Below are 21844 nucleotides of genomic sequence, written 5' to 3' on the forward strand. Positions count from 1 at the left end.
TCCCCCGCACTCCGGCACGCGCACTAACGCCCCGCCTGCTCCTCGACAATCTCCAGGCTGCAACGCAAACCCTTCTTCGCGCTCCCCGCCAGCAACAACGACCGGATCGCGTTGATCGTCATCCCTTGGCGGCCGATCACCGCAGCAGCTTCGTCTGCCATGCGGTGCAGGTATATCCAGCAGTCGTAAGATAAAAATTCTCCTTCCCGAAGCCGGTCATATATTTATTATCCATCTTGCGGTGAATGCTCGAAAGTCACGCCATGCCTGAAACGATTTTAAAACTCTCCCACGTCGCGCATCATTTTGATTCCGGGGCCGGCGCCGTGAACGTGCTCAAGGATGTTTCGCTCGAAGTCGCGCGCGGCGAATCGCTCGCGATCATCGGCCCGTCCGGTTCCGGCAAAAGTACGCTGCTCAATATCATCGGGACGCTTGACCGGCCTTCGAGCGGTGAGGTTTTGCTCGCGGGTCAGGAATTGGCGCGACTGAACGACACTCAACTTGCCGAGGTGCGCAATCGCCAGATCGGTTTTGTTTTTCAGGCGCATCATCTCCTGCCGCAATGCACGGTGCTCGAAAATGTGCTCGTGCCCACGCTGGTGACTGCGGACGCCGCCCGCAAGGAAGCGCCGGCGCGCGCCGAGCGTTTATTGCAACGCGTCGGCCTCGCGGCACGGCTCGATCATCGTCCCGGGCAACTTTCCGGCGGTGAACGCCAACGCGTCGCGGTCGTGCGCGCGCTTATCAACCAGCCACAACTGCTCCTCGCGGATGAACCCACCGGCGCGCTCGACCGCGCGTCGGCCGATCAACTCGCCCAGCTTCTGCTCGAACTGAATCGCGAGGAAGGCGTCACGCTCATCGTAGTCACCCACGCGCTGGACCTGGCACATCGGCTTGGGCGCGTGCTTGAATTGCAGGACGGCGTTCTAGTGCAAAAATAATTTCCCACGCGCGTGACGAACTTCAGCCTCATCCTCCGCAGCCTCCGCTTTCACGCCCGCGCGCATCTTGGCGTGCTGCTCGGCGCGATTGTCGGCAGCGCGGCGCTGGTGGGTGCGCTCATTGTCGGCGATTCCGTGCGCATCAGTTTGCATGACCTTGCGCTCGCCCGGCTGGGGAAGGTGGAATTTGCGATGGCGTCGAATGACCGGTTGTTTCGCGAGCAGCTTGCAGCAGATATTCCTGGAGGAGTTGGAGTTCTTGAACTGCCGGGCATCGCTTCCACCAGCGACGGTTCCGCGCGCGCGAATCATGTTCAAATTCTCGGTGTAAACGAAAAATTTTGGCCGCTGGCGAATCAGCCTGCCGGAGTTGGCGTGGTGCCGGCGGATACAGTGGTGTTGAATTCAGAGCTTGCGCAACAGCTTCGTGCGCGCGTCGGCGACGATGTTTTATTGCGCGTGCAAAAACCGAGTTTGCTTTCCCGCGACGCGGTTATTTCGCCGCAGAACGATTTATCGGTCGCGTGGCGCGTAAAAATCCACGCCATCATTTCGGACGAACAGTTGGGCCGCTTCGGATTGCAAGCCAGTCAGGTTGCTCCGTTCAATGCTTTCGTTAATGTTTCCGAACTGGCGGAAAAAATTGGCCAGACAAATCGCGCGAATTTATTGCTAGTACAAAATAGTTCCGGTCAGAAACCTGCGGCGGATACCAACGCGGTGAATCAATCACTGGCCAAACAATGGCAACTGGACGATGCTGAGCTTGAGCTGCGCGAGTTGCCGGACAACGCGGGCGTGGAACTGCGCAGCCGCCGCGTGTTCCTCGATCCGGCTGCGGTCACGGCGGCGCAGGAAATTTCCTCCAATGCGCAACCCGTTCTCACCTACTTCGTGAACGAACTGCGTTCGCCGCCGTTCGCCACACCTTACTCGATGGTTGCCGCGATGGGCGCACCGGTTGTTCCCGCGGACATGCGCGACGATGAAATTCTCGTCAATAGCTGGCTCGCCGACGACTTGAGCGCCAAACCGGGCGACCCGCTCACGCTCACTTATTACGTGATCGGCAATGGCCGCGCGCTGGAGGAACGCCAGGAGGAATTTCACGTGCGGGGCGTCGTGCCGATGACCGGTGCCGCGGCGGATCGCGGGCTCATGCCGGATTTTCCGGGCATCGCGGAGGCCGACAGTTCGAGTGATTGGGATGCGGGATTTCCGATTCAACTCAAGCGCATCCGTCCGAAGGACGAACAATACTGGAAACAATTTCGCGGCACGCCCAAGGCCTTCATCACGCTCGCCGCCGGGAAAAATATGTGGACAAATCGGTTTGGCAAATACACGGCGATGCGTTTTCCGCCGTCCGCCGGTTCGGTCGAAACCATCCGCCGCGCGTTGCTGCAAAAGATCAGTCCCGCGAGTTTGGGATTCGTGTTTCAGCCGGTGCGTGAACAGGCGTTGGTGGCAAGTTCGCAGGCGGTGGATTTCGGCGGGCTCTTTATCGGCTTCAGTTTTTTCCTCATCGCTGCGGCGTTGCTGCTGATGGGATTGCTCTTTCAATTCGGTCTTGAGCAACGCGCCACGGAAATCGGGACGCTGCTCGCGCTCGGTTTTCGTCCGCGCCAGGTGCGCCGATTATTTCTCGGCGAAGGCGCGCTGCTGGCGCTCGCGGGCGGCATCATCGGCGCGCTTGGCGGAATTATTTATGCGCGCGCGATGCTGCTGGGGTTGTCCACGATTTGGCGCGGCGCGGTCGGCACTTCCGCGTTGCAATATCATGCCACCGCGCAAACGCTCATCATCGGCATGGCGTCGGGAACCATCGTCAGCATCATCACGATCTGGCTGACGCTGCGAAAACAGGCGCGGCGTCCCGCGCGTGAATTGCTGGCGCAGGGCGCGGAGGAAAATCTTTTGTCCGGCAAACGCAAACGAAGCTGGGGCATCTGGATCGGGCCGCTGGCGGTCATCGGCGCGGCAGCGATGATTTTGCCGGACGCGGCTCGTGGAGTGAAAATTACGCCAGACACTTTTTTCAGCGCGGGGAGTTTGTTGCTCATTGGGGGGCTGGCGTTTTGCGCGGTGTGGCTCGCCGGCCTTGCGCGCCGCCAGGCAAAAAGCGTTTTGTTTTCATTGCGTGATCTTGGTTTGCGCGCCTGCGGACGCCGCCGCAAACGCAGTCTCGCGACGATCGGCCTGCTCGCGTGCGGGGTTTTCCTGATCGTCGCTATCGGCGCGTTTCGCGTGGATGCCCGCGCCGATGCGCAAGACCACGCTTCGGGCACGGGGGGTTTTGAATTCATCGGCGAGAGCGCGTTTCCCGTGACTTACGATCTTAACTCGCATACGGGACGCGAATTTTACGGTCTGGATGTGCCGCTGATGAAAAACGTGCGCGCGATTTCGTTTCGCGTCCATGACGGCGACGAAGCAAGCTGCCTGAATTTGAATCGCGCCGTGCAGCCGCGTTTGCTGGGAGTCAATGCCGCCCGGATGCAAACGCGCGGCGCGTTCACTTTTGCCGAAGTGATGAAGGGCTTGCAGCAAAATGCCGCGTGGGGTTTGCTGTATGCTGGCGCGGATAATTCGGCGAAGGCCGCGGATGAAATCCCCGCCATCGGCGATGAAAATTCCATCGTGTGGGCGATGGGGAAAAAAGTTGGCGACACCGTGGATTATACTGATGAACACGGCCGTCCATTCAAAGTGCGGTTGGTGGGCGCGCTGGCGAATTCTGTGTTGCAGGGAAATCTCATCATTGACGAAGCGGACTTCGTAAAAAAATTTCCCGGCGAGAGCGGGTATCGAATGTTTCTGCTCGATGCGCCGTCGAACCAGGCAAAAGAAATCTCCGCGCTGCTCACCCGCGCCCTGCAAGACCAGGGGCTCGAATTGACACCCGCGGTGCAACGCCTGAACGCCTACAACGCCGTGCAAAATACTTACTTGAGCACATTCCAGATTTTAGGCGGGCTCGGTTTGCTGCTCGGCAGTGTGGGATTGGGCGTGGTCGTATTGCGAAACGTGCAGGAGCGGCGCGGTGAATTGGCGTTGCTGCTGGCGGTCGGTTTTCGGCGGCGCGATTTGTTTCGGCTGGTGATGAGCGAGCACGGCGCGTTGCTGGCGCTCGGATTGATTGTGGGGATGGCTGCGGCAGTGTTGGGGGTGTTGCCAGCCTTGCTTTCGCCGGGCTCGCAAATACCATACACCTCACTCGCCCTGACGCTCGCCGCCGTGCTGACGAACGGACTTTTGTGGACGTGGATTGCGACACGGCTGGCCTTGCGCGGACGGCTGTTGGATGCGTTGCGGAACGAATGATTGGGCGAGAAATTTTTTATATTTTAGGAAGCGAACATGAAAATATTAAATCGAAAAATTGCGGCGATGATGATGGCGGCGGCAATGTGCATCGCGAGCGCGCGGGCAGCGGATGACGCGAAGCCGGTTTATCAAAATAATTTCGAGCAAGCCGAGGTCGGCAAAGTGCCGGATGATTTTCTCGTGCTCGACGGCGCTTTCGCGGTGCAAGTCGCCGATGGAAACAAATTTCTCGAACTGCCCGGCGCGCCACTGGATAGCTACGGCACTTTGTTCGGGCCGACGCAAAAGGCGGGCGTGTCCGTTTCCGCGCGCATCAATGGCACGAAAAAAGGCCGCCGGTTTCCGACGTTTGCGGTGGGCTTAAACGGGCAGGGCGGGTATCGGTTGCAGGTTTCGCCCGCGAAGGACGCGCTGGAAATATTTAAGGGCGATGAGTCGGTGGCGAACGTGCCGTATCAATGGAAATCCGGCGAGTGGACGATGCTTTCGTTGCAAGTCGTCAAGTCGGGCGAAGTCTGGAAAGTCGAAGGCAAAGCGTGGGCGCAAGGTTCAACCGAACCCGCGCAACCATTGGTGACCTTCGAAGAAAAAACCGAGCCCACCGCCGGTCGCGCGTCCATCTGGGGCAGCCCGTTTTCCACAACGCCGATTCAGTTCGACGATTTGCTGATTCGCCACGTGGAGGCGGCGAAATAATTTAGCGTCTGAAGTTGCAGACTAACTCGCGGCGGATTTTAATTTTGCCAGCGCGGTCATTGCAGCTTCGCTCTCGGCGGCTTTCTTGGTTTTTCCGCGCCCGCGCGCGAGTTCCGCGCCTTCGTATTGAACGATACATTCAAACAAGCGGTCATGGTCAGGACCGCTCACGGAGGCCACTTGATATTCCGGGGCGGCGCCGGAGCGCGATTGCAATAACTCCTGTAACTCGCCCTTGGGATTTTCAATCATCGGAATCACGGTGAGTTCGCCGAAGGCTTCGTGAAAATGGCGTTCGACAAATCGCTCCGCCGCGCCCAATCCGCCATCGAGAAAAATTGCGCCGAGCACCGCCTCAAAAGTATCCGCCAAGGCCGAAGGACGCTCGCGTCCGCCCGATGCCTCTTCGCCACGGCTGAGAATCAATTCTTCACCCAGACGCAAAGCGCGGCCTTTTTCGGCGAGCGAGCGGCGATTCACGAGTTTGGCGCGCGCCTTCGTCAACGGACCTTCGCCGACATCGGGAAATTTCAGATACAACTCGCGCGTGAGAATGAGTTGCAACACGGCGTCGCCGAGAAACTCAAGGCGCTGGTTGTGCGGGACAGGCGTGCCCTGCTCGTGCGCGATCGAAGGATGAGTGAGCGCGAGACGAAGCAGCGCGCCATCGCGAAAGACGTGGCCGAGGCGGGTTTCGAGAGCGTTAGCTGCGGGAGTGGGCACGCGCGGAATGAGTTGCAGTGAAGGTGGGCGATTGCGCAAAGATTTCGGCCGGAGTTTTACCGCGGAGGCGCGGAGGCGCGGAGAACTGAATTAGAGAAACGCTTTTGCAGAGCAGGGAGGGCGCGGAGAAGAACGGATGGACTTCGATTCTCAGGTGCGCGCGCATGGAAAAAAATTTAGGTTGTGGCCACCTCAGCGGGGACAGCAGTGGAATCGGTTTCGGTGTTTGTGGAAGCGGATGCTTCAGCGGCGGCTTCGGTTGGTGGCGGATTGAGGCCGTGTTCCAGCAAGTCGGCGACGTCGCGCTGGACTTGTTCGAGTTGGTTGAGTTGAAGGTCCGGGTCAACAATGGTGAACAGGTCGCCGGTCTTGGGATGTTCGTAGATGAAGATACGGTGGCCGTCGCGAGTGATTTGTTCCTTCACTTTGAGCAGGCGTTTGCGCTCGAGCATCACGGCGAGGATGTAACCCGCCGGAATGAATTTCGGGTCGTTCAAATCAATGAGCTTGCGCAACAACGATTCCGCGGTGTCCTTCTGAATCGCTTCGGGTGCGGGCGCGGGCGCTTCGTAGATGCCATGCCAATAGGAGACGAAGCCTTTGCGTTCGCGCGCGCCTTCGCTGAACTGTTTTTGCCAGCAGGCCACGCACACGTCCGAACGGCGAAAACCGTGCCGTTCGTCAAAAAGCATCGTGTGATAATGCTCCTTGTCGGTGAAGTTTTTGCCGCAAGCTTCGCAAGTGTGCGCGCGTGATTGAATGTTCCACTCGTTCATGAAATTTTGCCGTTGTTACCGCATGGATATAATATCGCCAAGGCGGCGGGAGATTCAACTTGAATCGGTTCGTGCTGTGAGTCGGGAGCGGAAATCACCTCTCCCCCGCGAGCGGCGGAGCGGGAGAAGAATTGAGCGTTTAGCTAGCAATACACCAGCAACGATTGGGAAATCGGGTTGATGCGATTGTAATTGATCACTTTGTCAATGTAGGTGGGCGTTAATTTCTGGCCGTCGGGAATGAGGAGCACGCCGTTCGCGGTGTAAATTCCCTGCGCGAGCACCATCCCCGGTTTCAAATCCACGAGGCGCACTTCGCGTTGTTTTCCCGGCACGACGCTCTTGGGCAGTGAGCGCAAAAACACGCGCACGGCTTCGGGATCGAAGGCCGAACCGCTCTCACTGCTGATGTGGTCGGCAGCGGCCTGGCCAACGAGATTGCTCTCGGCATACGCGACGGCCACTGTGAGAACGCGGGCGAGCCAGGGAATGTCTTCGCCTTTCAAATGGTTCGGATAACCGCTGCCATCGAAACATTCGTGATGCGCGGCAATCGTCGGGCTGACCTGTTCAAGATGATGGGCGAAGTGGGCGAGTTCTGCGCCGAGCACGGGATGATGTTGCACCAGGGCACGCTCGTCTTCGGTGAGAGTTTCAGGCGTTTCCTCCCAGCGTTTGATGAGCGAGCGCGGCACGCCGACGAGGCCGAGGTCGTGAATCCACGCGGCGATTTCCAGCGTCTGCCATTGGTCGGACGGCAATTCCAGTTCGTTCGCCATCGCCTTGCACAATTCAAAAACGCGCCGCGCCTGGTTGCCGAGCGTCGGATAAAAAGTCTGCATCATCTGAACGCAAAGCTGGACGGATTGGCGCAGATTTTCCTCCTGCGCGGCGGCGTGTTTGGCCAGTTGATGATTCTGCTCGGCGACGGTTGCCATCTGCGTCTCAAGTTCCTGGTTCAAGAGCTTGAGCTTTTCATTGACCGCCAGCGCTTCGGCGTGCAGGCGCGCGTTGTGGCTGATGAGTTCAAAGCGCTGCACCGCGTTCTTCACGGTGGCCAGCAATTCTTCGCGCAACCACGGCTTGACGATGAAACGATAAATTTCGCCCTTGTTGATCGCGTCAATCACCGTGCTCAAACTCAACACGGCGGTGATCAAAATGCGCGTGGCGTTCGGCTGGATCTGTTTCACCTGCGCGAGAAATTCCAGGCCCGTCACCAGCGGCATTTGCTGGTCGGTGATGACGACGGAAAACGTCCGCTCCTTCAACACGCTCAACGCATGCACGGCGTGGGGCGACGCGACGACGTTATATCCCTCGCGCAACAAAGTGTCGCGCAACGCCACGAGCACGATTTCCTCATCGTCCACGATCAAAATCGGGTGGCCCGATTCCCTCAAACCTGTTTCTTCCGCTGGCATGGTTTTATTTTAGTTCAAAAGCCGCTCGAGTTTCGCGAGCAGGTCCGCCTCGGACAAGTCCGGGCTGAGGACCAGATTTACCTTTTGTAAAACTTGCGTGTTCAAATCGTCCTGGCTGCAACCGGCTAGTTTAAGCACCACTTTCAATTCCTCTTTCTGCTGGCGCACTTCGGCGAGCAGGGCGTCCAGCGCGCGGTCATTCGGCTCGACGAGCAACATGACGCCGGCGAATTGATAATCACTCGACTGCAATAATTCCGGCAAACTTTCCGGCGCGGTCGCGACGACAATATGATAATTATGCGAGCGCAAAAATTCCGCGGTCTTGTCGAGCAACTCGCCGCTCTGGCCGAGCAGCAAAAGGCTCCGGCGCACGATGCGTTTGGCGTCCGGGCTGGAAGCCATCGAGTCCGGTTCGGAAAAATCGGTTTGCGGCAGCCAGATATGAAAGGTCGTACCCACGCCTTCCTTTGATTCGACAGAAATTGCGCCCTGATGTTTCTCGACCGCGATGCCGGCATTGTAGAGTCCGAGTCCCGAGCCTTTGGACTTGGTGGTGAAAAACGGATCGAAGATGGAAGCGAGATGGCGTTCCTTAATGCCGCAACCGGTATCCTGAATCGTCAGGCAAACGCTCGGCGTGCGCGGAATCACGCCTTTCATATTCGTGAGCGCGGGCATGGTTTCATGGCGCGACGTGCGCAAGGTCAGACTGCCGCCCTGCGGCATGGCGTCGGCGGCATTGAGCAAAAGATTGATAACCACCTGGCGAAGCTCGACGAGGTCCACATAGACCGGCAACGATTCTGTCGCCAATTCCGTGCCGACGCGGATGCGGCGCGGCAAAATCTTGCTGAGCAATTCGAGCAGGTCCTTGGCGATTTCGTTCAGGTCATGGTAATTGCGTTCGCCGGTCTGTCCGAGATGCAGGTTGATCATTCGCTGCACGAGCTGGCTCGCCTGCATGGAACTTTTCTTGATGAGCGAAAGGCCTTCCTCGAAAGGATGTTGCTCGTTGATTTGCGTGAGGAACGATTCGCTCAAGGAATGGATGCCCGCCATGATGTTGCGAAAATCGTGCGCCATGCCCAGCGTGAGCACGGCAAGCGTCTCCTTCCACGCGGCGGTGGAAAGGCGTTTTTCGGCGATGGTTTGGCGCGTGACATCAAGCCAGGCAACTTCGTAACCGAGCAAAAGTCCGTTTTGCGTGATGGCGGGCTGGCGATGTTCGAGCACGTAAGTGACGCGCCCGGTCAAGGCATGGCGGATGCGATAGGTGCTCGTGGAATCCGCGCCGGTTTGCGCCGCGCGTTTGAATTGCTGTTGCAATTCTCCGGCGTCCATCTCATGCACCAGTTCCCAAAAACGCCGCGGCTGGCTGGACCAATTCTCCGCCGAGATGCCGGTGAGTTCCTCAATGTTCGGGCTGACAAATTCGAGGCTGAAATCCGGACGCTGACTGAAGATGACGCAGGGCCAGCGACGCATGAGACGGTCGAGTTGCGCCTCGGCGCGAAGCAGGCGCACGAACATATCGCGCCGCGCCGATTCGCTGTGCAGATGTTCATCCCAGATGGCTTCTTCGAGTTCGGAAAGCGGGGGCAAGGTGGAATTGAGGCGAACGAAAGAACTGTCCGCGCTGCGGGCGGATTCGAGCATGAACCACTGGGCGGATTGGGCATCGCCGCCGAGTTTGAGCGACAGCCGGGCGAAAGGAGATTTGCCTTGGGTAATGGTCGCGAGCGGTTCCTGCCATTGCGGGACGACGTTTATGAGAATTTCCCAAAAGGACCGGCCGACGAGGGCGGTGGACGGTTGTTCAAGCCAGTTGAGCAAAGATTCGTTGACCTCCGTCACGCGGCCGGCGGCGTCGAGAATCGCGAGGCCCCCTTCGAGCCAGCTATGCGGAATGAAAGGTTCGGACGGCGGTGCGGTGGCCGGACCATCCGACGCGGGGCGGGACGGTTGAAAATTCGTTGGCACAACGATTTTGTGTAATGACGATTTAAAATGGTGGATAACCCTCCCGAACTCAACCGTAAAATCGAGGCGACGAAATTGATTTTCCGTTTTAGCGTCAGCTATGACCGCCGCTACAGACGATCACGAATAGCATTGCCACGCGGCGAAGGCGGCGCGGCGGGTGTAGGAGCGCTGGATTTTGCGCAGGTTGCGGCCGGCTTGTTCAAAGGTTTGCTGTTCGAGGCGGGCGCGGCGCATTTGCGCGGCGAGCAGTTCGGCGTTGCGGGCCTCGAGCGAAATCAAGTGTCCGACTTCCTTGCGAAAAGGTTTGGCAGCGGCGGCGGGATTTTGCGCGGACCAATTGGCATCGGCGGCGGCGAGGGTTTTTTGCAATTCGGTCTTGCGAGCCTGAATCTCGCGGACGGAGGTCCATTTGGCGGACCGGATGGCGACGGCTTCGTCCTGACTCAGCGCACGCCACTCTTCGAGGAGGGAAGCTATGTTTTCCGGCGCGGTCATGTCACGCGGCCTGGAGATTCAGGGAACCGGCGGAAGCGTTGTCCACGGCGGGACCGCGTTGCAACATCTCCGCCCAGCTATCGCGGAGAACGCGCAGGCGCATGATGACTTCCTCGATCGGTTCTTTTTTCTTTTTGACGTTGGCTTCCTGAAGACGGCGGTAAAAGTAAGTGTAAAGCCGGCGAAAATTTTCCGCGACGTCACCGCCTTGTTTCATGTCGAGGCGGGCGTTCATCTCAAAGATGATCGCCTGAGCGCGCAGCACATTGTTGCTGATGGTCTGGTTGAAATCCAGCGGGTCGGTGTGATTGAACCCGGTCAATCCCTTTTCCAGAAAGCTGATCGCGCCCTCATAAAGCATGAGGACCAACTGGCCAGGGGTGGCCGTCTGGGTGGCGACTTTGCGATAGGATTGCCAGGGATTATTGCGCTGGATCATGGGTGGGAAATTTTATTCCTGGGCGGAGGTCAATTTGTCCGCCAGAAAATTGGAAAGAGTTTTGATCGTGCCCGCCGAGGGATAACCCGGGTCGTTGATCAACTGTTTGGCCCGTTCAACCGCCTCGGGGCGGACGTCGGGAACGCTCTTGAGCGCGCCGTCGAGCGCGGTCGAATTTGCAAAAGGGTCCGCCGCCTCGCTGGCGCCGGAGGCCGCCGAGGAACGCCTGGCGGTTGCCACGCCGTTTACAGCACCGACTTTCATATTAGAGTTAATTTCCATATCGTTCGGCGGAATAATATCCGCCATTTATACACTCGCTGCCTTATTATCGGGCAGACTTCGAAAAAACTTTAGCGGCTCAATGTTTTTCTCCAAAGCGGTTTGGAATCGTCGCCAGCACCGTGGCCAGCGTGTATTGGCCGAAACGCGCGGGTGAAGCCAGCACCGTGGCCGGGTCGGCCGAGGCCGCGTCATTACGTAAATGTTGCGTATAATAGGCCCGCGCGCCAGTGGTGACCGGCGGATCACCGGCATCCATCAATTCATCGGCGGACCAAAGGATTTTCGCGCGGACATCGCTGGGGGTCATGATTCCGGGGTTGTGGGTCTCCACGAGGGTGAATTTCCAGCCCACCGCCAGCGGCTGATACGGCTGATAACGGGTTAACTGGCAAAACAGCACGGCATCGCAACCAGTCATTTCACTGACGCGCTTGAAAAGGTCGGGTGGCAGTTGCTCGTCCGAACGCCAGCCGTTTTGGCCGGTCCATTGCTGGAGGTTGATGCGAGTGACCGGGATCACTTCGAAGCGTTTCAACTTTTCCAATTCCGAATACAAAACTGGTTCCAGGGTTTCGACGCCGGCTTCCAAATCTGAGGCTGAATGGGTCATGGTCAGCGGCAGCACGGCGACCCGGCGCACGCTGGCGGGGAGGACGTCGGAATTGCGATAAACATTCGTGGGCTTGTAACTGGGGCCGAGGTCCTGGATGGGCACGGGCATCGGCGGCAGCGCTTTGCAACCGGTAAACGCGAGAGCGGCGAGCAGGACGCAGGCGAGGCGCAATTTCATCCGCAGCGTTTTTTGTGAGGCATCACGCCAGACTTTTTTCATCAAGCTTCTCCAAAATATCACTGAATTGTTTGAGCCAGGGCGACAGATGGCCGTCCAAGGTGTCGGATAGCCGGAGCAGACTTTGCCTGCGCGCGAGCAAAACTTCAACCTCCGCCTGAAGCAAGACAAATTGCTGCCAGTGCCGGATGAGCGAGCCGCCGACGGCTTCGAATTGTTCCGGGCAGATGCCCCACAATTCTTCGAGGAAATTTAGCTCGAACAATGGCGTCTTGCAATCGGTGAGCAATTCCGCCCAGAGCTTCTCGGCGATGGGCCATTCGTTGATCAGCACGAGGGCCTGCATTTCGACAGCGCGCAATTCGATGCCCTGCACCTGCCCCTGCGCGGCGCGGATGACCTGGCGGCCGAGTTCGCGAAACGAGATGCGTTCCATCTTGCCCTCGTCGAGCGACTGGCGCCTGGGGACGGCGGGATGTTTGCTGGAATCACCGGTGGAAAAAAGACTGGGGATCTTGGCGCGGCGCAACGCGAGACTCTCGAGATGCGCGAACATGCCGAGCATCGCTTCGAGACTGCGCCCGGGCAAATTGACAATTTCCGCGTCGAGATCTTCGCGGAAAAGCTTTTTGACCGGTGATTGAACAACATCGCCCATGCAATTATATCGGCAGGATTGCGTCTGAAATAAAGCGGCGGATGAAGCAAAATAAAAAATATTTCACGTTCCGTCCGCACGTTCGGACTAACCGGAAGATGAACTCGAAGAACTGGCCGCCTGGGGAGCCGCATTTGAACTGGCGGTGGATGAACCGAAGTAGGTGTTCAAATATTGCTTTTGCGTATTGATCGAATTGATGGCGGTTTCCATGGCCACGAATTCGTTGGTCAGGCGTGTGCCATCGGCGGTGATGCGCGCGTTGAGCGTGGTGATGCTGTCGTTGATGGCGGTGACCTGCTTGGTCATGTTGGCCTCGTCATTGGAGAGCACGCCATTGGAGCCGTTGACGTTGGTGAGATACGTGTTCAACTGCGTGGCGAGGCCGGTGGTGGCATTGGTGAACAGGTCCTGGACGCCGCTGAGATTGGTCGTGATCGCGTTGTTCAATAGCGCCGTGCTCGAAATTGAGAGGGTATTGTCATTGCCGTTGGTAAGGATGCCGAGATCATTAAGGCTCTTGATCGCGCTCGTTGAAGCGGAGGGATTGCCGGCCAACTGGCGAAGCTTGGTGGCGATGTCTTCGGTGTCCAGATCGCCGGTCAAAGGCGCCGCCGTGATGGTGGTTCCCGAACTGGAGTCCGTCGAAGTCGTGGGCGTGATCTGTCCGGTGATATACGATTGCGCCGCGTTGTAATCCGTCACAAACGAACTGATGGCCGCAGAAATGGTATTGACGTCGCTGCCGATGGTGATCGAAGTCGTGCCGGTACCGGTGGCCGTGACTGACAAGCCCGCGACACCGGCAGACGTGCCGTCAATCGTGTTCGACTGGCTGGTCTGTGTGCCGCCGTTATTGATCTTGTATTGCATGTTCGCGCCGCGCACCAGCGAGCCCGAGGTCAGCCCGGTCGCCGCCAGAAAATTTCCTGTCACGTCCTGCAGGGAGATGCCGACATCGCCGGTGGTTTTGTTGGTCAGGACGAAACTGTCGTTGATCGAATCGTAGGTGGCGGTGACGCCGGCGGAGGAATCGTTAATGCGCTCAAGGACGTCGTTGACGCTGTCGGTGTCCGAGCTGTAATTGATCGCGACGCCGTTGATGAGAAATTGGCCGGCGCCGCTGCCGCCATCGGTGATGGTGGTGGCGAGATTGGCGTTTCCAAGCGGGTTGCTCAGGTTGACGCCGCCGAGGCTCGAGGCGCTGGTAATGATGCCCGTGCCGTTGTTATAGAGTTGGGCAGCCTGGAGAAAATTGCTGGAGTCGGTGGCGCTGCCGAGGACGATGGCGCTGCTGCTGTTGAGCGAAATTTCGTCGGTGGCGGAATTGTAGCTGGCCGTGACGGCGCCGCCGGTGGCGGTGTTAATTTTGGTGAAGACGGATTGCAAGGTGTCCGTGGCGGCGATGGTGACGGCCTGGCCATTCACTGTGAACGTGCCGGCGGAAACCGGCGTGGCGAAACCGGCGCTGCTCAACACCACCCCGGTAACGTCATCGGTGGCGCTCAATGGTTTCGCGCTGGCGGTCGCGCCTTGCTGGACGGCGTCCGTGGCCAGTTGAATCACATTGAAAGAGTAAGTGCCGAGCGGAGTGGCGGCGGCGGCGGTGGCGCTGACGACATTGGGATTGGAAACCGAAGTCGTGCGGCTGTTGAAAAAGCTGGGATCGCTGAGCGTGGTGATGTCGGATTGCAACTGGGTCAACTGCGAACCTATGCCCTGATAGGCAGTATTTTTGCTCTGGTAGGAGGCAATCTGCGTGTTCATCTGCGTCTCCGGCGCTTTTTCCACCGTGAGCAACTCATTGACGATGTTGGTCCAATCGAGGCCGGAAGCCAGCCCTGAGAGCGCCAGACTGCTATTCGTTGTACTAGCCATAAACTGTTATCGTCCTTTTTCCGCGCTGGCTTTACTGAAAAATTGAGATCTAAAAAGCGTTACTCGGGCGGCACGAATGCCGCCCGAGTCTGATTACCCAATCAGTGACTGAACTCCGGATTATTGGAGGAGTTTCAGGACCGATTGCGGGCTCTGATTAGCCTGAGCGAGCATGGACGTGCCAGCCTGCACCAAGATCTGATACTTGGCGAAGTTGGTACTTTCCTGCGCGACATCCACATCGGAGATGGTGCTGTTCGCGGCCGAGAGGTTCGTCTGCAGAACGCTCAACTGCTGGCCGGTGTAGTTCAAACGCTGTTCGTTTGCACCCACGGTGGCACGGTCCGTCGCCAACTGGACGATCGCCGCGGTAACCGCCGTCAACGCCGAGGAGGCGCCGGTGGTGGTGGTGATGTCCGCGCCGGTCGCGCCGGTGTAGGCGGAAGCGGTCAGGTCAACGCCCGTCATCGAGAACGTATCGCCAGCGCCGTCGCTGGTGACCGTCAACGCCGAGGAACTGAACAAGCTGACACCGTTGAAGTTCTTCGAGGCAGCATCCGTGATATACGCGGAGAGCGTGCTGAATTGCTTCTGGTAGTCGGCGCGTTCGGAGTCGGTCTTCGTGCCGTCCTGCGCTTCAACAGCGAGGGTGGCCATCTGATCGAGAGCCGAACCGATCTGTTGCAGATACCCGTCCTGGGTTTGTGCGAACGAGACCGCGTTGCTCACGTTGGCGTTGGCAGCTCCGGTCTGACCGATTTGCGCGGTCAGCGAGATAGATTCCGCCAAGCCAGCGGGATCATCAGCAGGAGTTACGATTTTCGATCCAGAAGACAAGCGAGCCAGAGACTGGTTCAGCATGTTCGTGGACGTATTGAGGTTATTGGCACTGGTAAGCGCCGTGATGTTTGTATTGATTACCATAACTAACTCTTTCCTTGAGTCACCCCTTGCGGGGTTTCTGTCACGGCTTCCTTGCCGTGTGGTGAATTTCGATTGCGGGCATCACCTAGTTTCCTTTGGCCTTTTATGGCTGCCAATTACCGATGTCGTTACGACACGACACTGAATTCATCGGAAGATATTCAAAATACTTTAGTGAAGATTGGGAAAAGATTTTAACAGGCGGAAAGTCAAAAATGCCTGATACGACTGGGTATTATCGCACTTTTGAGAATCAAACTTGAGAGGAGAGTTTTCAGTTTCAAGTTTCAAGTTTTCAGCAAGCGGGGGAAGTGGATGCAGCGGTGGATATTTTTTCTTTGGGTGGATTATGGGCTTGCCTCGCTGCGCTCGGGATAGTCAATGAGAAGTGGTGGGTTGGGTGATCTCTATGCACTTCCGGACTGAAAATTTGAAACTGAAAAACTTTTTGCTCGCCGCGCAAATATAAAAAAAGCTCGGGCGGCATGAATGCCGCCCGAGTTAGATTACCGTATCAGAAGGCTGAGCTTCTTATTGGAGAAGTTTCAGGACTGATTGCGGGCTTTGATTGGCTTGCGCGAGCATGGACGTGCCGGCTTGCACCAGGATTTGATACTTGGCGAAGCTGGTGCTCTCTTGCGCGACATCCACATCGGTGATCTGGCTGTTCGCGGCGGAGAGGTTCGTCTGCAACACACTCAACTGCTGGCCAGTGTAGTTCAAACGCTGTTCGTTTGCACCCACGGTCGCACGATCAGTGGCCAACTCGACGATCGCCGCCGTGACCGCCGTCAGGGCCGAGGCCGCGCCGGTGGTGGTGGTGATGTCCGCCGCGGTGGCGCCGGAATAAGCCGAGGTGCTCAGGTCAACTCCAGTCATGGAGAAGGTGTCTCCCGAGCCGTCCGTCGTGACGGTCAAGCTGCCGGCGCTGAAAAGGCTGACGCCGTTGAAGTTCTTCGCCGCGGTGTCCGTGATATAAGCGGACAGCGTGGAAAATTGCTTCTGGTAGTCGGCGCGTTCCGCGTCGGTCTTGGTGCCGTCTTGAGCTTCGACAGCCAATGTGGCCATCTGGTCAAGAGCGGAGCCGATCTGTTGCAAATAACCATCCTGGGTCTGAGCAAAAGAAACAGCGTTGCTGACGTTCGAGTTGGCAGCGCCGACCTGGCTGATCTGGGCCGTCAGGGAGATGGATTCCGCCAAACCAGCGGGATCATCAGCAGGGGTCGAGATCTTGGAGCCAGACGAGAGCCGCGCCAACGAGGCGTTCAGCATGTTCGTCGAGTTATTCAGGTTGTTGGCACTGGTAAGCGCCGTGATGTTTGTATTAATGACCATAACTAAACTCTTTCCTTGAGTACCCCTTGCGGGGAATTATTTCTGCACGGCATCCATGCCATGGGTGGATTTTAAATGGGCATCCACCAGCTTCCCTTTGGCTTTAACTGGCTGCCAAGTGCCATTGTCTTTCGACAGTGGAGTTATCGGCGGCCTTTCCAGATACTTTAGCTCGAAGGCCATTTTCACTTGAAATTCAGCGTCTTTGGCCGATGCTTTTGCCTGGCGTGCAATCCGGTAATTTTATTCCCAACCCCTTGCGCATCCTGCATCTCGAGGATGTGGCCGAAGATGCCGAACTGGTCGCGCGTCATCTGGCCGCCGAAAATCTTCCCGCAGAAATCACTCGCGTAGATAATGGCCCGGATTTCGCCCGCGCGGTTCAAAGCCATTATCATCTGATCATCGCGGATTGTTCCATGCCGGGCTATGACGGCTTCACAGCTTTGCGGCTCGCGCGGGAACAGGCGCCGGGTGTGCCCTTTATATTTGTGTCGGGCACTTTGAATGGCGAGGCGGCGGTGAGGAGCATTCAGCAGGGGGCAACGGATTATGTGCTCAAGACCGACCTGGGCCGGCTGGTGCTGGTGGCGCGGCGGGCCTTGCGCGAGATCAGCGAACAAGCGGCAAAGGCCGAGGTGGCGCGCGAACTGGATCGCAGCCAAAAGGAACTGGCGGATTTTTTTGAGCATGCGCCGGTGGGGCTGCATTGGGCGGGGCCGGACGGCATCATTCTTCGCGTCAATCGCGCGGAACTGGATTTGTTCGGTTATTCGAGCGCGGAGTATGTTGGCCATCACGCGGCGGAATTTCATGAAGATCCCAACGCGGTTTATGCCGTGCTCGCGGCGCTGGCAGCGGGCGAATCGGTGCGCGGTTACGAGGCGCGCGTCCGCTGCAAGGACGGCTCGATCAAGACGGTGTTCATCGAGACCAACGCGCTTTGGGAAAATGGCGAGTTGATGCGCACGCGCAGTTTTACGCAGGACGTCACCATCCGCAAACGCGCTGAAGTCCGCGGCAAGGCTTTTTCAAAACTCGGCCAGCGGCTTAGCTCGGTGGCATCGCCGGATGAAGCGGCGGAAATCATCGCAAACGCCGCGGATGCGTTGATCGGTTGGGATTCGTGTTCGCTGGATATTTATCTGCCGGGGCAAAATGTCATCGTGCCGGTGTTCAACATGGACATCGTGGCGGGCAAACGTGCCAACGTGCCGCCCGCGTACTCTCACGCGAAACCGAGCCCGCTTACCGAACGGGTGGTGCGCGAAGGCGCCAAATTGATTTTACGCGAGGGCGCGCCTTCATTGTCCGACGAGTTGGTTCCGTTTGGCGATGCGGAGCGTCCGTCGGCCTCGCTGATGTTCGTTCCCATTCGCCACGGGGCGGAAGTGATCGGCGTGCTTTCCATCCAGAGTTATCGGCCCAACGCGTATTCGCTCGACGATCTGAATACCTTGCAGGCGCTGGCGGATAATGGCGGTGGCGCGCTTGAACGCATCCGCGCGCAGGAAGCGCTCGCGCGGTTGGCGGAGATCGTGAAATCTTCCAACGAAGCCATCGTGGGAAAATCGCTCGACGGCACGATCACGAGTTGGAATGCGGGCGCGGAAAAAGTTTTTGGTTACACCGCGGCGGAAGCCATCGGCTGCTCGATCACGATGCTCCTGCCGCCAGACCGCGTGGAGGAGGAGACGCGCATTCTCGAAATGGCCAAGCGCGGTGAGACGGTGAGTCCGTTTGAGACGGTGCGCGTGCGCAAGGACGGAAAGTTGATTGATATTTCCGCGACCATTTCGCCGATCAAGGATGCGGCGGGCAAAGTCATCGGTGCTTCAAAAATCGCGCATGACATCACGGAGCGAAAGCAGGCGGAGACGGCGTTGCAACGCACGGAGGATTTGTATCGTCGCGCGATCAGCGGCGTGGGCGCGGTTCCGTACCAATATGATTACGTGAGCCGCTCGTATGTGTTCATGGGCGGGGGCATTGTGCGTTTGACGGGTTATACGCCGGACGAAATTCGGCCGGAGTTTTGGCCGAAGATCACGAAGTATTCCACGATGCTGGGCGAGTGCGCGGGCATCACCAAGGCTGAGGCAGTGGAGCGCGCCGTCGCGGGGAAGATACGTTATTGGCGTTGCGACAGCCTGATCACCACCAAGCGCGGCGAGTTGCGCTGGATTTCCGATACGTCCGTGCCGAACCGCGATGAGGACGGCAAACCCATCGGCTCGATCGGCATTCTCCAGGACATCACCGAGCGCAAGGAAGCGGAGAAAGCCTTGCGCGAAAGCGAGGAGCGGTTCCGGCGCGTGGTCGAGTCGGACATGATGGGAATTATTTTTTGGGAGGAGGGCGGGCGCATCGTGGATGCGAACGACAAGTTCCTTTCGCTCGTTGGTTATTCGCGCGAAGACCTGCAAGCGGGCGGGCTCGATGCCGGGAAGATGACGCCGCCGGAATATCAGGAACTCGACAAGCGCACGGCGGAACAAATGCGCCTGCATGGGTTTTGCCCGCCGGTGGAGAAGGAATATTTCCGCAAGGACGGCGGCCGGGCGCCGGTGCTGGTCGGAAGCACGAACCTGCCGGGCGCGATTGAAAAGGGCGTGAGCTTCGTGCTCGATATCAGCCAGCGCACGAGCGCGGAGGAGGCGTTGCGCTCGTCGGAAAATCATTATCGTTTGCTGTTTGAAAATAATCCGACACCGATTTACGTGTTCGATGCCGAGCGTTTGAGTTTCCTCGCGGCCAATGGCGCGGCGGTGCGCAATTACGGTTACACACGCGAGGAATTTTCGGGGATGACATTGCGCGATATCGCATTGCCAGAGGAAGTGCCGGCGTTTCTCGAAAAAGTTTCGCGTCCGCTGATCGAGGCGGGCGGGAATACGGGGATCTGGCGGCATCGCAAAAAAGACGGGCGGCTGAGCGAAATGGAGATCACCACGCATCCGCTGGTGTTCGACGGCAAGCCGGCGTTTCTCTCGCTGGCGATGGATGTGACCGAGCGGCTTAGTCTGGAAGCGCAACTGCGGCAATCGCAGAAAATGGAATCGGTGGGGCAACTGGCGGGGGGCATCGCGCATGATTTCAATAATTTGCTGACGGTTATTTCCGGCCACGTGGGATTGGTGCTGGCGAAGGAAAAATTGCCGCCGCAGATCGCCGATCCGCTGCGGGAAATTTCCGAGGCGGCCAAGCGCGCCGCAGATCTCACGCGACAGTTGCTGATGTTCAGCCGCAAGCAGGTGATCCAGTTGCAGGTGGTGGATTTAAACGAGGTGGTCAGCAACGTCGGAAAAATGTTGCGGCGCATTTTGGGCGAAGACATTTCGCTCGAGGTAAATTTTTCGCCGAGCCTGCCGTGCATCAAGGCCGACCTGGGAATGATCGAACAGGTGTTGCTGAATCTCGCGGTCAATTCCCGCGATGCCATGCCGCGCGGCGGGCAGTTGCGCATCAACACGACTTCCGTGATGGTGGACGAGGCGCACGCGCAACAAAACCCCGAGGCGGTGCCGGGGCGTTTCGTCTGTCTGGTCTTTGCGGACAATGGCTGCGGCATCGCCCCCGAGATTTTGCCGCGCATCTTCGAGCCATTTTTCACGACGAAAGAATTAGACCGCGGGACGGGGCTCGGGCTGGCGACGGTTTATGGAATTGTGCGGCAGCATCAGGGGTGGATCGAGGTGACGAGCGAATTGAATCGCGGGACGACGTTCAACATTTTTCTGCCTGCGACGAATGAGAAGAGCGATTCCGTCAGCATGCCGGTGGGCGAACCGCGCGTCATCGGCGGTACGGAAACGATTTTGGTGGTGGAGGATGAAGTGCCGCTGCTGAAGCTCATCCATCACATTTTGGAGAGCCACGGTTATGAGGTGATTGAGTCATCGAATGGCCGGACGGCGCTGGAGTTGTGGGCGGAGTATCGGCAGAAAATTGATTTGCTGTTCACCGACATGATTTTGCCGGACGGCATGGCGGGGCCGGAGTTGGCGGAGATTTTGCAGGCTTCTAAGCCGAGTCTTAAGGTGATTTATACGAGCGGTTACAACACGGAAAAACTTTCGCACGATACGCCGCTCAAGGAAGGGTTGAATTTTATTCAGAAACCGTTTCACGCGCGCAAGCTGGTGGAGACGGTTTATGATTGTCTGAATGCGAAGCCGCCGGTGCCGCCGGGGTAAATCGTTTACAGGCCCGTCGGGTGATCCAAAAAAGTCCAGGGGACTTTGAACTTCTTCGATAATTCCGCCGCGAGGGCTTTTACGCCGAAGGTTTCGGTGGCGTAGTGGCCGCCATAGAGAACATTCACGCCGAGTTCTTCGGCGAGCGCGTAGGTCCAGTGCGGGCCTTCGCCGGTGATGAACGTGTCCACGCCTTCTTTCGCGGCGAGTTTCACTTCCGCGCCGGCGCCGCCGGTCACGACGCCGATTTTGCGGCAGGTGGCTGGGCCGCCGGGCAAGATGATCGGGGTGGTGCCGACGGCGTGTTGCAATCGCCGGGCAAGGTCAGCGCGCGAAATGTTTGTGTGCGATTGGAGGCCGAGGAATTGTCCGCGCTCGAAGAAGAAGGGCTTGAGTGATTTGAGGCCGAGCGCGCGGCAAAGGAGGGCGTTGTTGCCGAGCCGCAAGTGCATGTCCAGCGGGAGGTGCGAACTGTAAACGGCGACGTCGTGCTCGATCAATTCGCGCAAAAGTTTGTAGCGCTTGCCGGTCCACGGATGGGAGGGCGACCAGAACAGGCCGTGATGAATGATGAGGAGATTCGCCTTGGCGGCGATCGCGAGGCGCACGGTGGCGAGGGAGGCGTCCACGGTTGCGGCGATGCGGGTCACGCGTCCGCGATTTTCGACCTGCAAACCGTTGACCGCGCCATCGAAATCTTTGACTTCGGCGGTGCGCAGGGTGTGGTCGCAGTATTTAACGATTGCGGAGAGGGATGCGTGAGCCATGGGTTGAGGGAAACAAAATGCGCGGGAAATGTAAAATGGGAAAAGGGTTTTGGGCTTTGGAGGGGGTGAATCTTGACGAGGGATAAAGATGTGGCCGGCGAGGGCGCCGGCCACTGCACGCGAGGGCGCGTGCGCTCCCCGGGAAAATAGGAACAACCGGGCGAGGACGCCGTAAGTCAAGGGTAAGTCCAGTTTTTG

Annotated in this window: 19 protein-coding genes; 4 read left to right on the forward strand and 15 right to left on the reverse strand. The window is 58.1% G+C overall.

All coding sequences use genetic code 11. The annotated features are described in order from the left end of the window. Positions 1–23: 23 nt before the first annotated feature. The gene (locus VH413_10015; protein ID HEX3799024.1) at positions 24–161 is read right to left on the reverse strand and encodes a hypothetical protein; all 138 of its coding nucleotides are present in this window, start codon (positions 159–161) and stop codon (positions 24–26) included. 102 nt (positions 162–263) lie between these two features. On the opposite strand from VH413_10015, the gene VH413_10020 reads away from it, so the two are divergent. Genes VH413_10020 through VH413_10030 form a run of 3 tightly spaced genes read left to right on the forward strand, consistent with a single transcriptional unit; the run spans position 264 to position 4970 of the window. Then, positions 264–947, forward strand: a complete 684-nt coding sequence (locus VH413_10020; GenBank protein HEX3799025.1) for an ABC transporter ATP-binding protein — start codon at positions 264–266, stop codon at positions 945–947. Between the two features lie 12 nt (positions 948–959). Next, positions 960–4271, forward strand: a complete 3312-nt coding sequence (locus VH413_10025; protein ID HEX3799026.1) for an ABC transporter permease — start codon at positions 960–962, stop codon at positions 4269–4271. Positions 4272–4307: 36 nt separating this feature from the next. Next, positions 4308–4970: a hypothetical protein gene (locus tag VH413_10030; protein ID HEX3799027.1), complete on the forward strand. Its 663-nt coding sequence runs from the start codon at positions 4308–4310 to the stop codon at positions 4968–4970. Between the two features lie 21 nt (positions 4971–4991). On the opposite strand, the gene rnc is transcribed toward VH413_10030, so the two are convergent. The 13 genes from rnc to VH413_10095 all read right to left on the reverse strand — a co-directional run bounded on the left by rnc (position 4992) and on the right by VH413_10095 (position 16872). After that, complete coding sequence (gene rnc, locus VH413_10035) at positions 4992–5732, reverse strand: ribonuclease III (GenBank protein HEX3799028.1); 741 nt, start codon at positions 5730–5732, stop codon at positions 4992–4994. Between the two features lie 137 nt (positions 5733–5869). After that, complete coding sequence (locus VH413_10040; GenBank protein ID HEX3799029.1) at positions 5870–6469, reverse strand: hypothetical protein; 600 nt, start codon at positions 6467–6469, stop codon at positions 5870–5872. Positions 6470–6612: 143 nt separating this feature from the next. Beyond that, entirely contained in the window at positions 6613–7893 is a 1281-nt protein-coding gene (locus tag VH413_10045; GenBank protein ID HEX3799030.1) for an HD domain-containing phosphohydrolase, read from the reverse strand. Between the two features lie 9 nt (positions 7894–7902). Continuing rightward, positions 7903–9876, reverse strand: coding sequence for an ATP-binding protein (locus VH413_10050; protein HEX3799031.1), 1974 nt, complete (start codon positions 9874–9876; stop codon positions 7903–7905). A gap of 120 nt (positions 9877–9996) precedes the next feature. Further along, entirely contained in the window at positions 9997–10374 is a 378-nt protein-coding gene (locus VH413_10055; GenBank protein ID HEX3799032.1) for a hypothetical protein, read from the reverse strand. 1 nt (position 10375) lies between these two features. Further along, the gene (gene fliS / locus VH413_10060; protein ID HEX3799033.1) at positions 10376–10813 is read right to left on the reverse strand and encodes a flagellar export chaperone FliS; all 438 of its coding nucleotides are present in this window, start codon (positions 10811–10813) and stop codon (positions 10376–10378) included. Positions 10814–10825: 12 nt separating this feature from the next. Then, the gene (locus VH413_10065; GenBank protein ID HEX3799034.1) at positions 10826–11077 is read right to left on the reverse strand and encodes a hypothetical protein; all 252 of its coding nucleotides are present in this window, start codon (positions 11075–11077) and stop codon (positions 10826–10828) included. Between the two features lie 97 nt (positions 11078–11174). Next, a complete protein-coding gene (locus VH413_10070; GenBank protein HEX3799035.1) occupies positions 11175–11930 on the reverse strand; it encodes a hypothetical protein in 756 nt (251 codons plus the stop codon). Further along, positions 11911–12546, reverse strand: a complete 636-nt coding sequence (locus VH413_10075) for a hypothetical protein (GenBank protein HEX3799036.1) — start codon at positions 12544–12546, stop codon at positions 11911–11913. Before VH413_10075 ends, VH413_10070 begins: the two co-directional genes overlap by 20 nt. An 87-nt stretch (positions 12547–12633) precedes the next feature. After that, the gene (gene fliD, locus VH413_10080) at positions 12634–14424 is read right to left on the reverse strand and encodes a flagellar filament capping protein FliD (protein ID HEX3799037.1); all 1791 of its coding nucleotides are present in this window, start codon (positions 14422–14424) and stop codon (positions 12634–12636) included. A 120-nt stretch (positions 14425–14544) separates the two neighbouring features. After that, positions 14545–15348 (reverse strand): flagellin, encoded by an 804-nt coding sequence (locus VH413_10085; protein ID HEX3799038.1) that lies wholly within the window; start codon positions 15346–15348, stop codon positions 14545–14547. A 531-nt stretch (positions 15349–15879) separates the two neighbouring features. Beyond that, complete coding sequence (locus VH413_10090; protein ID HEX3799039.1) at positions 15880–16683, reverse strand: flagellin; 804 nt, start codon at positions 16681–16683, stop codon at positions 15880–15882. Positions 16684–16719: 36 nt separating this feature from the next. After that, entirely contained in the window at positions 16720–16872 is a 153-nt protein-coding gene (locus tag VH413_10095; protein ID HEX3799040.1) for a hypothetical protein, read from the reverse strand. Between the two features lie 23 nt (positions 16873–16895). On the opposite strand from VH413_10095, the gene VH413_10100 reads away from it, so the two are divergent. Further along, on the forward strand, positions 16896–20879 hold the full coding sequence (locus VH413_10100) for a PAS domain S-box protein (GenBank protein ID HEX3799041.1): 3984 nt from the start codon (positions 16896–16898) through the stop codon (positions 20877–20879). 5 nt (positions 20880–20884) lie between these two features. On the opposite strand, the gene VH413_10105 is transcribed toward VH413_10100, so the two are convergent. Next, positions 20885–21646 carry a Nif3-like dinuclear metal center hexameric protein gene (locus tag VH413_10105; protein HEX3799042.1) on the reverse strand — a complete coding sequence of 254 codons (762 nt, stop codon included), beginning with the start codon at positions 21644–21646 and terminating at the stop codon, positions 20885–20887. Positions 21647–21844: the final 198 nt, after the last annotated feature.

It is taken from the genome of Verrucomicrobiia bacterium, from assembly GCA_036268055.1.
Classification (GTDB): domain Bacteria; phylum Verrucomicrobiota; class Verrucomicrobiia; order Limisphaerales; family Pedosphaeraceae; genus DATAUW01.

What these genes read in the sequence shown, in the direction of transcription:
- VH413_10015 (HEX3799024.1), bottom strand. Translation starts at nt 161, where the DNA reads ATGGCAGACGAAGCTGCTGCGGTGATCGGCCGCCAAGGGATGACGATC.
- VH413_10020 (HEX3799025.1), top strand. Translation starts at nt 264, where the DNA reads ATGCCTGAAACGATTTTAAAACTCTCCCACGTCGCGCATCATTTTGAT.
- VH413_10030 (HEX3799027.1), top strand. Translation starts at nt 4,308, where the DNA reads ATGAAAATATTAAATCGAAAAATTGCGGCGATGATGATGGCGGCGGCA.
- VH413_10040 (HEX3799029.1), bottom strand. Translation starts at nt 6,469, where the DNA reads ATGAACGAGTGGAACATTCAATCACGCGCGCACACTTGCGAAGCTTGC.
- VH413_10045 (HEX3799030.1), bottom strand. Translation starts at nt 7,893, where the DNA reads ATGCCAGCGGAAGAAACAGGTTTGAGGGAATCGGGCCACCCGATTTTG.
- VH413_10055 (HEX3799032.1), bottom strand. Translation starts at nt 10,374, where the DNA reads ATGACCGCGCCGGAAAACATAGCTTCCCTCCTCGAAGAGTGGCGTGCG.
- fliS (HEX3799033.1), bottom strand. Translation starts at nt 10,813, where the DNA reads ATGATCCAGCGCAATAATCCCTGGCAATCCTATCGCAAAGTCGCCACC.
- VH413_10065 (HEX3799034.1), bottom strand. Translation starts at nt 11,077, where the DNA reads ATGAAAGTCGGTGCTGTAAACGGCGTGGCAACCGCCAGGCGTTCCTCG.
- VH413_10070 (HEX3799035.1), bottom strand. Translation starts at nt 11,930, where the DNA reads ATGAAAAAAGTCTGGCGTGATGCCTCACAAAAAACGCTGCGGATGAAA.
- VH413_10075 (HEX3799036.1), bottom strand. Translation starts at nt 12,546, where the DNA reads ATGGGCGATGTTGTTCAATCACCGGTCAAAAAGCTTTTCCGCGAAGAT.
- fliD (HEX3799037.1), bottom strand. Translation starts at nt 14,424, where the DNA reads ATGGCTAGTACAACGAATAGCAGTCTGGCGCTCTCAGGGCTGGCTTCC.
- VH413_10085 (HEX3799038.1), bottom strand. Translation starts at nt 15,348, where the DNA reads ATGGTAATCAATACAAACATCACGGCGCTTACCAGTGCCAATAACCTC.
- VH413_10090 (HEX3799039.1), bottom strand. Translation starts at nt 16,683, where the DNA reads ATGGTCATTAATACAAACATCACGGCGCTTACCAGTGCCAACAACCTG.
- VH413_10100 (HEX3799041.1), top strand. Translation starts at nt 16,896, where the DNA reads ATGCTTTTGCCTGGCGTGCAATCCGGTAATTTTATTCCCAACCCCTTG.
- VH413_10105 (HEX3799042.1), bottom strand. Translation starts at nt 21,646, where the DNA reads ATGGCTCACGCATCCCTCTCCGCAATCGTTAAATACTGCGACCACACC.